11 protein-coding genes are annotated in these 12,653 nt (G+C 65.8%); 7 read left to right on the forward strand and 4 right to left on the reverse strand.

The window, feature by feature from the left end; all coding sequences use genetic code 11:
• From BT115_RS01435 to BT115_RS01465, 7 genes are all read left to right on the forward strand, one after another.
• Positions 1-777, forward strand: coding sequence for a serine aminopeptidase domain-containing protein (locus BT115_RS01435; protein WP_072320777.1), 777 nt, complete (start codon positions 1-3; stop codon positions 775-777).
• Positions 777-1,613, forward strand: coding sequence for an alpha/beta hydrolase (locus tag BT115_RS01440; protein ID WP_072320778.1), 837 nt, complete (start codon positions 777-779; stop codon positions 1,611-1,613). Before BT115_RS01435 ends, BT115_RS01440 begins: the two co-directional genes overlap by 1 nt.
• Complete coding sequence (gene galE, locus BT115_RS01445; protein ID WP_072320779.1) at positions 1,610-2,614, forward strand: UDP-glucose 4-epimerase GalE; 1,005 nt, start codon at positions 1,610-1,612, stop codon at positions 2,612-2,614. Before BT115_RS01440 ends, galE begins: the two co-directional genes overlap by 4 nt.
• Before the next feature lie 8 nt (positions 2,615-2,622).
• Positions 2,623-4,308: a hypothetical protein gene (locus BT115_RS01450; RefSeq protein ID WP_143144428.1), complete on the forward strand. Its 1,686-nt coding sequence runs from the start codon at positions 2,623-2,625 to the stop codon at positions 4,306-4,308.
• Complete coding sequence (locus BT115_RS01455) at positions 4,305-5,852, forward strand: oligosaccharide flippase family protein (RefSeq protein WP_072320781.1); 1,548 nt, start codon at positions 4,305-4,307, stop codon at positions 5,850-5,852. Before BT115_RS01450 ends, BT115_RS01455 begins: the two co-directional genes overlap by 4 nt.
• Positions 5,849-6,988, forward strand: coding sequence for a GNAT family N-acetyltransferase (locus BT115_RS01460; protein ID WP_072320782.1), 1,140 nt, complete (start codon positions 5,849-5,851; stop codon positions 6,986-6,988). The genes BT115_RS01455 and BT115_RS01460 overlap by 4 nt, the downstream gene beginning before the upstream one ends.
• A gap of 98 nt (positions 6,989-7,086) precedes the next feature.
• Complete coding sequence (locus BT115_RS01465; protein WP_072320783.1) at positions 7,087-7,923, forward strand: TIGR04325 family methyltransferase; 837 nt, start codon at positions 7,087-7,089, stop codon at positions 7,921-7,923.
• Positions 7,924-7,927: 4 nt separating this feature from the next.
• Here the strand turns inward: BT115_RS01465 and BT115_RS01470 are convergent, their stop codons facing one another.
• The 4 genes from BT115_RS01470 to BT115_RS01485 form a co-directional block, all read right to left on the reverse strand.
• Positions 7,928-8,830, reverse strand: a complete 903-nt coding sequence (locus BT115_RS01470) for a DMT family transporter (protein ID WP_072320784.1) — start codon at positions 8,828-8,830, stop codon at positions 7,928-7,930.
• 69 nt (positions 8,831-8,899) lie between these two features.
• The gene (locus BT115_RS01475; RefSeq protein WP_072320785.1) at positions 8,900-11,032 is read right to left on the reverse strand and encodes an AsmA family protein; all 2,133 of its coding nucleotides are present in this window, start codon (positions 11,030-11,032) and stop codon (positions 8,900-8,902) included.
• A 62-nt stretch (positions 11,033-11,094) separates the two neighbouring features.
• Complete coding sequence (locus BT115_RS01480; protein ID WP_072320786.1) at positions 11,095-11,844, reverse strand: siderophore-interacting protein; 750 nt, start codon at positions 11,842-11,844, stop codon at positions 11,095-11,097.
• Positions 11,841-12,446 carry a PadR family transcriptional regulator gene (locus BT115_RS01485; protein ID WP_177257343.1) on the reverse strand — a complete coding sequence of 202 codons (606 nt, stop codon included), beginning with the start codon at positions 12,444-12,446 and terminating at the stop codon, positions 11,841-11,843. The genes BT115_RS01480 and BT115_RS01485 overlap by 4 nt, the downstream gene beginning before the upstream one ends.
• Between the last annotated feature and the right edge of the window lie 207 nt (positions 12,447-12,653).

A 12,653-nucleotide genomic window follows, 5' to 3' on the forward strand; every position in this document is an offset into this window, starting at 1 on the left:
ATGCATCCTGACGCGGAATTGCCGTTCTTCTTCGGTGCCGACGGTGGTCTGTTCGGCATGTATCACGCGCCGACGCTGCCCGCACGACGTGCCGTGCTGATGTGCCCGCCACTGGGTCAGGACCTGATCCGTTGCCATCGCGTCTACCGGCAGTTGGCGCAGGCGTTGATGGCACAGGGGCTCGCGGTGCTGCGCTTCGACTATCACGGTACAGGCGACTCCGCTGGCGACAGCTTGCACGTCGATTGGGACCGTTGTGTCGCCGACACGGTCGTCGCGGCCGACGAGCTGCGTCGGCGCGCCGGTGTGGAACGCGTGGTGGCCTTCGGCGCCCGGCTGGGCGGCAGCATCGCTCTTTGTGCCGCCTCGCGTGCGCGCTTTGCCGAAGTGATCGCATGGGATCCCGTGCTGGACGGCGACGCCTACGTCGCGGCGCTTGATGCCATGCAGGCGGCGTTGCGCGAGGACGCCGATCGCTTCACTCGACCGCGTAGCCACGCCGACGTGGCCGAGCAGTGGCTCGGCTTCGATGTCGGCGCCGCGTTTCGCGAGCAGCTGTCTGCGTTGCGCGTGGCCTCCGCGGACGTCCCGACGATGGTGCTCGATTCCTTACCTGTCCCGGCAGAACGGCGCTGGGACGCGTTGGTGGCCTCGCGCGGTCGCGTGGCCGCGCTGTCGCCGCCCACGCCGTGGGACGACCTGCGTCGACTGGAGACCGCCATTCTCTCCCAACCCCTGATCCAGGCCGTCAGCGGCCGCTTGAAGGAGACGGCGTAATGCGAGAAGAAGCCCATCGCTTCGGTCGAGGCCGTCACCTGGTTGGGATCGCTGGTTTGCCCGATGCCGACCCGGGCGAGACGGGCGTCATCGTGCTCAATGCGGGGCTGGTCCATCGCATCGGACCGTTCCGCCTGCATGTGGAACTGACCCGTCGACTCAACGCGGCCGGCTATCCGACGCTCCGCTTCGATCTCTCGACGCTCGGCGACAGCAGCGCGACGGGCGGTGGACAGACCCGCACGCAGCAGGTGTGTGCGGACGTGGATGACGCGATGAAGCTGCTCGCCGAGCGCGCCGGCTGCACTCGCTTCGTGTTGTTCGGCCTGTGCTCCGGCGCGCAGAACGCGCACATCGTCGCCGCGACCGACCCGCGCATCTCAGGGGCGGTGTTTCTCGATGGATACGCGTATCGCACGCTCGGTCATCGTTTGCGCCATTACCTGCCGCGTCTTACCGACCCGGAACGTTGGGCGCGTATGCTGCGACCTGGCGCAGCCAACAGCGAACGCGAGGCCAAGCCGGCCAGCGAACCCGTCTTTGCGGTGGCGCCGGCGCCGCGCGAGGAAGTCATCGCCGACTTTGCCGGCATGGTCTCGCGGGGCATGAAGCTCTATCTGGTCTATTCCGGCGGCATCAGCGCCTACTTCAATCATGCCCGGCAATTCCGCGAATGCTTTGGACGGGTGATGAAGCATCCCGCCGTGACGACGCGCTACATCGCCGAGGCCGATCACACCTACATCCTCACCGGCGACCGGGCACGTCTTCTCGATGGCGTCGGCGGCTGGCTCACGCGCCACTTCCCACCGGCACTCGCCCGGAGTCACGCATGAACTCGGTCCTCGTCACAGGCGGTGCCGGCTACATCGGCAGCCATACGGTGCAGCAACTGGTCGGGCGCGGCGATCGCGTCGTGGTGCTCGACAACCTCTCCACGGGCTTCCGCGAGGCCGTCCAAGGCGCGGTCCTGATCGAAGGCGACGTCGGCGACATGGACCTCGTCTCCCGTGTGCTGGAAGCGCATCGCGTGGATGCCGTGCTGCATTTCGCGGCGCATACCGTGGTGCCGGAGTCGGTCAGCGATCCGCTGAAGTATTACGGCAACAACACCTGCAACACACGTAACCTCCTGGCCTGTTGCGCACGCGCTGGCGTGGACAAGTTCATCTTTTCGTCCACGGCCGCCGTCTACGGAACGACCGAAGCCGGTGTCGCCGACGAGAACACCGTGACACGACCGATCAATCCGTACGGCACGTCGAAGCTCATGTCCGAGACGATGCTGCGCGACTGGTGTGCCACGGGCGCGATGCGTCATGTGATCCTCCGCTATTTCAACGTGGCCGGCTGCGACCCGTCGGGCCGGATCGGTCATTCCACGCCGCAGGCAACGCTGCTGGTCAAGGTGGCCTGCGAGCACGCCGTCGGCAAGCGGCCCTGCATCTCCATCTACGGCACGGACTACGACACGCCGGACGGCACGGGGGTACGTGACTTCATCCACGTGGAAGACCTCGCCGCGGCACACCTGCGCGCGCTGGATTATCTGCGCGGCGGTGGCGATTCGCTCACGCTGAATTGTGGCTACGGGCATGGCTACAGCGTTCGCGAAGTGCTGGACGCGGTCGCGCGCGTGGCCGGCCATCGCCTCAATGTGGTGGAACTGCCGCGTCGCCCTGGCGACATTCCCAGCCTCATCGCGCGCAGCGATCGCCTGCGCGAGGTGCTCGGATGGACACCGCGCTACGACGATCTCGACGTGATCGTGGGAACCGCGCTCGCGTGGGAACACCATCTGGCCGGCAGCGACGTTCGCGCTGCGTCGGTGGCATGAACGCGAGCGTGACCTTGCGAGGCCGTCGTCGCCGTTACCACGTCATGGCGACGGGCGACGTCGCGCCGTCAACCGCGTCGCGTCACGTGCTTGTCGTGCTGGCTTGCCTGCTTGGCCTGGCCTTTGCGGCGTTTCCTCTCCTTGGCGACGCGTCGCCCACGAAGACGACCGCGAATACGACCTTCGAAGTCCACCGACTGGCGGGCAAGGGCGACGATCTCCCGGTGACGGTGGGGATCCCATTTCCGCCGGGCCTTCTTCGGGACGCTGCGCAGGTTCGCATCCTTGATGCGAACGGTTACGAGGTAGCGGCGTCCGTGACCCCCAGCCTCGCTTGGCACGTGGGCCCTGGCGGTATTCGTGCGGTGCGCGTGCAGTTTCATGGACCGCCCGGCGTCTATCGGTTCGCGTTCGATGCGCCGCGCACGATGCAGACGCACGCGTGGCCCTATGGCGACGGTCTGATCGATGGTCGCCCGGCTGCGCTGGCCACGCTCACGCCAGCGTGGCTGACGGCATCGCTGATCGCCGGTCCGCAGTCGGTCGCTTCGCGCGACGAAGCCTATGCGCGCTACGTGGACGCCCAGTTCCGCTGGGCCCGAGCCTTGCCCAAGGATGACCCCACGGCATGGCTGTTCGATCGTCCGTCGACCCTGTTCAAGGCGTACGTGCGCAGTGGCCGTGCGGACTATCTCGAAGCGGCCGAGGTGAGCTACCGCTGGTACATGGCCGGGATCAAGCGTGATGGTCTCCCTGTGAGCCCTTCCTGCGGGGGCGGCTGGCTTCCCGACGGAAAGCCCTGCGACGTGAAGTACGTCTATATCGAACCGATCCTGCTCGCCATGGCACTGACCGGCGACGACTCGATGCACGATGCCGTGACGGTTGCGAAGATGGCGGACCTTTGGCAAAGCGGCGGTTGGAACGGGCCGCCCGGGCCGTATCGCCATCCCAAGGACTATTTCACCGAACGGCTGGCGGGTCTGGGTCTGCTAGAGACCGTGGCCGCCTTTGAACTCACGGGCGATCCGCGCTACCGCGAACGCATCGACGCACGCGTGGGCTGGTTGTACGAGCACCAGGGTGCGAATCCCGATGGCCTGGGCAACGACGGCTCCTGGCGCAACAGTTGGAACGTTCACGAGAACGATCCGAACGGCAGCGGTGACGTGCGCGGCAGTTCGCCCTGGATGAGCGAGAACATCATCGACGGTCTGTGGCATGCATGGCTGGTGACGGGCGATCCGCGCATTCCTACGATGATCACGGGCTTCGGCCGCTATCTCGACACGTACGGCTGGATCGACCCGAAGCTCCTGGTGCCGCCGCACGACTGGCGCAACGGATGCTCCGGACCTCGTGGACTGATCGCCTGGTACTGGTCTTCCGCACACGCGAGCACCGAAAGCCTGGCCGCCATCCAGGAAAGCGAGGGCTGGTACAGCGACGGCCACGACGTGGAACTCGGACTGCCGATCGCCGCTGCGTGGTACTTCGAGAAAGATCCCGCGCAGGCGGCGGCGCTCAAACGCCGCTTCACCGCACTGGCGGCCTCCTACAGCACGGAGTGCGCCGCCATCTCCGACACCGCGCGGCGCTTCAACTGGAACAACCGTGGAGCAGGGGTGGCGCAGTGGATGATGGCGCAGCCGGCGGGTGTCGGCGCGCATCCGGTCGCGGGGGTATCGCGATGAATCGTCGTCTCGCCGTATTGCGCAGTGTCGGTATCGTCACGGTGTCCACGTACATCGAGTACGCGCTGGGGCTGTTGATGAGCGTGTGGATCGCGCGTTCCCTCGGTCCCGCGGACTTTGGCCGCTATGCGTTCACGATATGGCTTTGCGGCTGGTTGATCGTCTGTTCCAACCATGCGCTTACGACCTCGTCGACGAAGTTCATCGCCGAGGCCGATGGTATGGGTGACCCCAATCTCGGCTCGCATCTTGCTGCGCGTTTCTCGCGCATCCAGACGGTCAGTTCTGCCATCGTCATCGCCTTGTTCGTCGCCGTGGCCTGCGTCGTTCGCCCATCCGAATGGGAAGGCTCGCTGTTGCCGGTGATGGCACTGGTGGTCGTGGCGGTGGTGGCCAAGGCGAACTACGCCATGCTCGTCGCCATCGGCAAGGGACAGGAACGCTTCGAGCCCGAGGCCATCGCGACCGTCGTCGGCGGTATCGTTGGCATGCTGTTGGTGCTTGCGGCCATGTTGGTTCATGCGGGTCTGGTGTCGTTCGTGGCCCTGTTCACGCTGGCCTGCCTTCTGCTCAACGTCATCAACCGCCTCGCCTACCGCCACTACTGTCGCCCCTATGCGGCGGGTGCCATCCCGCCGACCGTGGCGAAGCGGGTGAACCGCCATTTGCGCCTGACGGCGGGCCTCGTGCTCATGGGCTCGTTTCGTGCGGGCACGATCGAGGTCTTTCTGCTTACCACGTTCACCGGTTCGGTCGCGGTGGGCTATTTCGCGATCGCCGGCACGCTCACGCGCGGCGCGGTGCAGCTGTTCTCGGTGGGGCTGACCTCGACGTTGCTTCCCTACATGGCGAAGACCTTCGGTGAGAGCGGCACCGCGCGCGCCGCGCGCTTCCTTTCCGAGGCCACACGTTTCTACTGGGCAGTCGGCGTCGCCATCGCGGGACTGGGCGTCGTCACCACGCCGGAGATCGTGCGACTGATGTACGGCACGCGGTACGTCGATGCCATTCCCGCCATCGAGGCCACCCTCGTGCTCGGTGGTCTGCTGCTGATCGGTAACGGCATCGCCGCGTTCCAGACCGTAGTCGATCGCCAGGATGACCGCATCCGCATCGCGGTCGTCGCACTCGTCGCGAACCTCGTGCTCGGCGTCGCGCTGGTACCCCCGCTGGGGCTGGCCGGCGCCGTGCTCACCTACGCCGGTACGCGCATCGTTGAAATGGCGCTCGCCATCCATTACCTGCGCAAGGCCACGAGCGGTGCGTTGCCGGTCGCAGCGATGTCACGGCTGTTCGCGGTGGGTCTCGTTGCCACGCTGGCCGCCTGGGCGGCGACCGCTGCCACGCCGTCGCGGCTCGGCTTCATCGTCGGCGCGGTCACGTTCATGGCCTTGTACGTGCCCGGAAGCCTTCTCGTCCGTTACTGGACGACGGACGACGTCCAGTTGATGACCGGACTTGGCCGCCGCCTGGGGCCGCCTGGCCGTGCGCTCGTGCGCGTGCTGCACGCCATCCATCCACCGGTCGCGAAGGCCAGCTCATGAGTTACGTCTGTTCGATCGTCGAGAGCCTGGACGCGCTGCACGCATGGCGCGACGAGCTCGCACGCGTGGCCGAGTGTCCGGGCGCCGCAAACGGGATCGTGCAGCATCCCGACTGGATCGCGTTCGAGGTGACCAGCCGGGACGATGGCACCGTGCCCCATGTGGTGGTGGTGCATGACGGTCGCGGGCATGTTGCCGGGTATCTGCCGTTGCTTGCCATCGACCACACGGCGCGGCTGGACATCGCCGGTCGCCGGGTTCGCCTTTACCGTGGGGCAGCACTGCGGCTGCTCGGTACCGGCGTGGTGGCGAACGACGAGGAGCGCGCCACGGTCGAGCGAACGGTGGCGCGGCAACTGGCGGCCAACCGCGAGATCCGCGTCGTCCGCGTGCAGGAGGCGGACCTGCCAAACCGCTTCGCGATGGCGTTATCGGCGCAGGCTGGCTTTCGTATCGTTGCGGCGCATCTGCTCGATCAGGTGCACTGGTCGATCGACCCGCAGGCGTCTTCGGAGGCCTGGCTTGCGGGCATGGACAAGAAGAAGCGCGCCGATCAGTTGCAGCGTGTCGGTCGCGCCTATCGCAAGCTCGGTGGGGATGCCGCGCTGCATGTCTTCGACCGCGGCGAGGACATGGCACGTTATTGCCGTCTGATGAACGAGGTGTATGCACGCACCTGGCACCACGACGATCTGCCGATCGACTGGGAGCTGCCTGAGCGTGTGGCGCTGTTCCGACGTCTCGCGGACGCGGGCCACCTGATCGGTCACGTGGTGGTGCGCGACGGGCGGCCGTTGGCCTACGTGCATGGCTACCGTATCGGCGGTACCTACCTCGTGGACGACCTCGGTTACGACGAGGTCGTGGCGAAGGTGGGCATCGGTTCGGTGGCGGTGTTCCAGGCCGTGCGCCAGTTGATCGACCGCTTTCCGGGCGAACGCATCAGCTTCGGCTACGGCGATAACCAGTACAAGCGGCTGCTCTCGACACGTGCCGAACCGTGCGGTTCGCTGTATGTGATCCGCTCCACGCCTGTCACGGCAGGGTTCCACGCGTACGCGCCGATGCGCTGGCTCTATCGCACACTGCATCGCGCGCGCCGGGAGTTGCGCGACCGGCGGCCCGTGACCTCGTAGCGGCCACCCTCGGCCGAACGGTCTAGGCTCCGGTCCTATAGGCGCAGCGGAAATGCGGGAGCAAGCTGGCTCGCATGTCGTCTGTGGAAAGCTTTGCCATGAACACCCAGGTCGCGACCCCTGTGTATCAGGATGCGAAGGCCACCTTACCGTTGGTGCGCTCGTGGCTCGAAGCGCGCTACAAGCGCCGGTTCTTTGCCCACCGCGCGTTGACGCATCATCTGTACCGCGGTGTGTTCCGCAGCTTCGACGAGGCGCAAGCGAGCATTCCGGAGGCCAATGCCGTCGGCTACGACAACAGCGAGTCCGCCGAGCTTTATCGCGAGCGCACGCGCCGGGTCTTCATCAACGATTACCCGATGATGTACTGGCTCGGTCGCTGGTTCGGGGAGGGCGCGCGTCGCGTGTTCGACATCGGCGGACATATCGGCATTGCCTACTACGCGTACCAGAAATACGTGGCGTATCCGCAGGGTCTGCGTTGGACGGTCATGGATGTGCCTGCGGTGAACGCAGCCGGCGAGCGATGGGCGCGCGAGCACGATCCGCAGCGCCGCCTGGATTTCGCCGCGGACGTCGCCCAGGCCTCCGGCGCCGACGTGTTGTTTGCCGCCGGGTCGCTGCAATACCTGCGCTATGCGCTGGCGGAGGCGCTGGCGGGTATGCCGCACCGGCCCCGGTTTCTTCTGCTGAATTCCGTGCCGATCCACATGCGGGAGTCGTACTTCACCGTGCAGAACATCGGTACCGCCTGCTGCCCCTACCGGGTGACGGCCGAGCGGGAATTCCTGGGTGGCCTTGCGGCGCTAGGCTACGAGCTGCAGGACCGCTGGGAGAATCCGCAGCGCAGTTGCACCGTGCCGTTCCATCCCGATCTCTCGCTCGACCGGTATTTCGGTTTCGCCTTCCGCGCGGCCGACGCGACGCACCCTTAGGCGTTCACGGCGCGACGAGGTCGCCGGTCTCCGCCTTCGCCTTGTCTTTGCGATGCAACAAGGGATGGGCGAACACGGCGCCCAGAATGATGGCGACGCCTATGTAGAAGCTCCAACCGAGTTCGCGTTGCTCGCCGAGCAGCGGAATGGCGAGCACGATCGCGTACACCGGCTCCAGATTGGTGACCATCTGCGTGGCGAATGCCGAAAGGTGGCGCAACGCGGTGAGGGCGAGCACGAAAGGCAGCAGCGTGCAGCCAAAGGCAAGCACGAGAAGCAGCACGCCGTCGTGCAGGTCGGGCACGACAAACGCAGGTGCCACGAAGAAGGGCGCCAGTGCGGTGAGGAACAGCGCACCCGTGCCTAGTTCCACGAAGGTGACGGTCAGCGCATCGGCATGCTCGATGAGCCGCTTGTTCCAGGCGCTGAAGAACGCCACGAACACGGCCGACAACACGCCCACCGCAAGCCCCAGCCGCATGTCGCCGGGAAGGCCTCCCGCGACCAGTGCCACGCCGGGGACCACGGCAGCGCCGACCAGCAGCTCCCGCGGGTCGAAGCGGCGCCCGGTCACCCAGGGTTCGACCAGCGCGAGAAACACAGGGCACAGCGCGATGCAGGTCGCAGCGACCGAAGCGTTCGCCAGCTTGATCGCGCCATAGAAGGTGAGCCAGTGCAGGGCGACGATCACGCCGATGCCGGCATAGGAGAGCAGCAAGCGTGGCGGCATCGCGCGCAGTCCGCGCCACACTCGTGGTACCAGCAGCAGCGTGCCGGACACCAAGAGCATGCGCCACCAGACCAGCGGCAGCGCGGGCAGGACGATCAACTTGCCGAGGATGGCGGTGAAGCCCCAGAGCAGGACGCAGAAGTGGATTTGCAGGTGAGCTTTGCGGGACGGCGACATGCCGCGAAGCTTGCCCGAACGGCGCGGGCTTGGACAGCACCGCGCCGTAGCGATCGGGCAGGGCGGGCGCTATTTTGCGTTCGCCTTGGGCGGCGCCTTGCGCAGGTCGTCCAGCAACGGCTTGCAATGCGTTGCATCCGCCTGGCCGCTTTCGGGAACGGCCAGGGCGGCTACCGCGGCCACAGGGGCGGCGAAAACGGCCAGGGCCACGGCGCCGCCGCCACGCAGGATCAGCGGGCCGGCATGCACGCCGGGGGACGGGTTCTTGAAGGTGCCGTGCACGTACAGCGGGGAGCGCAAAGAGAAAATCCGGAACCCCTTGGTGTGCGGCACGATGTCGAGGTCGAGCTTCTCGTCACGGAAGTTGACGTTGCCGGTGACGTTGATCAGCGCCTTTTCGGTGTCGAAGGCGAACAGCTTCGAATCCATGACGCCGTCGGTGGAGACGAGATCGGCGGCCATGCAGTTGATCTTCACCACCTCGTCGCCGAACAGCTTGTTCACCGCGTAGCTGCCGACATTGAGGCCCGCCAGCTCCAGCAGCGAACTGCTGATGGCGCCGTCATCGATCAGCAGCTTGACCTCGCCATTTAGCGTACCCAGCAAGGCAGCGGGCGAATTGCCCGTGGCCGTGAGGGATGCGTCGCCGTTCAACTCGCCGAAGCTGGTCTGCATCGGGGCGAACGAGGGGAACAGCTGTTTCAGCTTGAGATGGCGCGCGCCCAGGTTGAAACCACCCTTCATCGGCGTCCGCGAGCCGTCGAGCTTGATGTTGCTGCCGACCGTACCGCCCGCCACGCCGAACTTCAGTGGATCGAGCGTCAGCACGGCGTCCTGCATGATCAGATGGGTGGACAGGTTGTCGATCGGCAGGCGTTCGCCGTGAACGATCTTGACGCCGGTAAAGGTCACGTCGGCATCCATGGCGTTCCAGCGGTCGGTCTTGAACGGCTCGACCGGCAGCACCTTGTCGGCCGGCTGGGCGACCGTGTCGCCGCGTTCCGCTTTTTCCTTATCGGAGCCGCCGCCGATGAGCGGCGCGAGGTCGCTGAACAGCAACTGGTTGGACTTGAGGCTGCCGCTGAGCTTGGGCCGCGTCCCACGCGTGTCGTAAACGAGACTCCCGCCGAGATCGCTGCCACCGACGCGGCCGCTGAAGTTCTCATAGGTATAGACGCTGGCGCCCTTCTTGAGGTTCGCGCGCAGGTGTCCCTCCGTGGCAAATGGCGGGGTGTCCGGCAAGGTGACGCCGGTGAGGTCGTACAGGTGCGACATGCTCGTGCCCGAGAACCACAGGCGCACGTCGAGGGCGCCCATGTTCAGTGGATCGGTGAGGGTACCGACGAAGGCGATATGCGTATCGCCGAAACGCGCATCGGCCTGTACCGGGAACGGCTTATCGGCATCGCGCAACGCAAGCACACCACCCGTGCGCGCCTTGGCAGAGAGCGTGGCTTGCTTGTAGGTGCCCTTGGCGTCCCAGGCGAAGTAATAGACCTGCTTCTTCTTGGTGGTGTCCTGCCGGTCCTTCTCGTCGGCGTCGGTCTTCGCCATGGTTTTCGCACTGGCGCCGGTGGTGCGCTTGGCCTGCGCGCGTGCATCGGTTTCCTGCTGCGCCATGATCTCGTCGAAGGGAATGCCCTTGCCGAGCGGCGTCACGTCGATGCCCATCGTGATCCGGTTCATGGCATCGGTGAGGTCGATATGGCCCTTGTCGAAGGCAATGGCGTTCAACTCGAGCTGCCACTCCGACGGACCGGCACTCTCCGGCAACTTGAACGTCCAGGTGTTGTCGCCATTCTTCGTGCGCTCCAGCGCGACATGCGGCTGGCCGAGTCGGACTTCTGGAATGACGATCCGGTGCGCGATCAGCGGAAACGGCGAAAGCCGGAACTCTACGGTATCGAGCGTCGCGAACTGGCGGTTCTTGGCCCAACTGGGGTTGGACACGCTGATGTCGCGCGCCGTGAAGTGCGGCCAGGGGATCCATCCGACCAGGCCGCTCTCGCCTGGCTCCCGCGACCAGTGTGCCGAGAGGTCGCCGCGGATGGCGAAAGGCCGCCCGATCGCCTCGGAGACCTTTTCGTTGATCGTAGGCTTGAGCCGGTTCCAGTCGAAAAAGGCGATGAACAACACCACTGCCACGATGAGCAGAACGAGTATCCCGACCACCCAAGCCACGATTTTCCTGCCGCGCCGCATCAAGCTACTCCCATAGCACTATCGCCCTTAGGGGTAACCCGAGCGCCGCCAAGGTTATGTGTTCATGCCTGCCAGTAGCCGGTTGCCTTGACGAAGTCCTTGTCGATTCCGCGCCTTTCCACCAGCAGGGAGCGCATGGCACGGGCCCGTCCGGATTCCGTGGCGACCCACCAGAAGGTGTCGCCCGGAGGCAAGGGCAGCGACGCCAGTGCTTCGTCGAGGCCGGGCGATTCGCCTGCGACGAACCAGCGGACATCGCGCTGCAGCACCTGGCGTTCCTCGTTCGACGGCACTTCGACGAGCACGGTCATGGGGATCGTTTCGGGCCATTCTTCCAACCAGCGACCGATAGCGGGCAGGGCGGTGGCATCGCCGACGAGCACGTAGTGATCGTAGTCGCGCGGCACGATCATCGAGCCGCGCGGGCCGCCCACGCCCAGGCGGTCGCCCACGGCGGCGTGCTCTGCCCAGGTGGAAGCAGGGCCCTCGCCGTGCAGGACGAAGTCGATCTCCAGTTCCTGGCGTGCTGCGTCGTACCGGCGCGGTGTGTAGTCGCGTGACGGCGACGGTTCGACGCCTTCGGGGTAGACCGGGCCCTCCGGGCCCAGCGTCGGCAGGTTCAGCGCGCCGTCCGCCACGGGAAAGAACAGCTTCACGTGATCGTCCGGCGAGGCGGATACGAAGTCGTGCAGGTCATCACCCGCGAGGGTCACACGCACCATGTGTGGCGTGAGCCGAACCACGCGAACGACCTGCAACGGGCGCATCTTCAGCGGGTGACGCACCCGCACGATGGCATGCCGGTCGCTCATCCCTGGCGTTCCCCCACCGCCTTCGCGGTCGCTTCGATCAGCTTCGCCACCCGACGAGCCTCGTCGTCGTCCCAGCTCTTGTGGTGATTCATGAGCTGGTGCTTCAGCGCGTGCATCGCTTCGCGCACAGGGTTCGGCACGCTCATCCGGCGCATGTGCCGGGACATGACCTGCAACCGTTCGGTCAACGCTTCCAGGGTGTCGCGGTTCTCGGCAAGGAACGCGCGACCCTCGTCAGTGATGGCATAGAGCTTCTTGCCGCCGGTCTCGGCTTCGACGCGCGCATAGCCGAGTTCTTCGAGCATGGTCAGCGTGGGGTAGATGGCGCCGGGGCTTGGGCTGTACTGGCCCTCGAACATTTCTTCGATCGTCCGGATCAGTTCATAGCCGTGGCGCGGTTGCTCTTCGATAAGGGCGAGCAACAGCAGGCGCAGGTCGCCCGTACCGAACATGCGACCGCCGAAACGACCGCCGCCGCGCCCACCCCGCATGCCGTCGCGGTCGTCGAAGCCGAACGGACCGCCCCCGCCGAAGCGCCCGCCCCGGCCGATGGCCTGCATGGAGTCCATGAAGTGGTGCCTGGCGTGATGGAAAAAGTGCATGGTGCTTCTCCGATATATCGTACGTAGTGGTCGTACGATATATCTTAAGAAACACTCTTTGCAACTCCTTTTCTGTTTTGTGGGAGCCGCCATGGCGGCGAGGGAACCGGCTCACGGCTACACCGCTTCATCGGCTTCTCGCCGCCATGGCGGCTCCCACAACGGCAACTTGAAAGGCCAACAAAGCGGTGTGGCCGCGAGGCAAGC

The sequence above is a fragment of the Luteibacter sp. UNCMF366Tsu5.1 genome (genome assembly GCF_900119235.1).
Classification (GTDB): domain Bacteria; phylum Pseudomonadota; class Gammaproteobacteria; order Xanthomonadales; family Rhodanobacteraceae; genus Luteibacter; species Luteibacter flocculans.

What these genes read in the sequence shown, in the direction of transcription:
- BT115_RS01435 (WP_072320777.1), top strand. Translation starts at nt 1, where the DNA reads ATGCATCCTGACGCGGAATTGCCGTTCTTCTTCGGTGCCGACGGTGGT.
- BT115_RS01440 (WP_072320778.1), top strand. Translation starts at nt 777, where the DNA reads ATGCGAGAAGAAGCCCATCGCTTCGGTCGAGGCCGTCACCTGGTTGGG.
- galE (WP_072320779.1), top strand. Translation starts at nt 1,610, where the DNA reads ATGAACTCGGTCCTCGTCACAGGCGGTGCCGGCTACATCGGCAGCCAT.
- BT115_RS01455 (WP_072320781.1), top strand. Translation starts at nt 4,305, where the DNA reads ATGAATCGTCGTCTCGCCGTATTGCGCAGTGTCGGTATCGTCACGGTG.
- BT115_RS01460 (WP_072320782.1), top strand. Translation starts at nt 5,849, where the DNA reads ATGAGTTACGTCTGTTCGATCGTCGAGAGCCTGGACGCGCTGCACGCA.
- BT115_RS01465 (WP_072320783.1), top strand. Translation starts at nt 7,087, where the DNA reads ATGAACACCCAGGTCGCGACCCCTGTGTATCAGGATGCGAAGGCCACC.
- BT115_RS01470 (WP_072320784.1), bottom strand. Translation starts at nt 8,830, where the DNA reads ATGTCGCCGTCCCGCAAAGCTCACCTGCAAATCCACTTCTGCGTCCTG.
- BT115_RS01475 (WP_072320785.1), bottom strand. Translation starts at nt 11,032, where the DNA reads ATGCGGCGCGGCAGGAAAATCGTGGCTTGGGTGGTCGGGATACTCGTT.
- BT115_RS01480 (WP_072320786.1), bottom strand. Translation starts at nt 11,844, where the DNA reads ATGAGCGACCGGCATGCCATCGTGCGGGTGCGTCACCCGCTGAAGATG.
- BT115_RS01485 (WP_177257343.1), bottom strand. Translation starts at nt 12,446, where the DNA reads ATGCACTTTTTCCATCACGCCAGGCACCACTTCATGGACTCCATGCAG.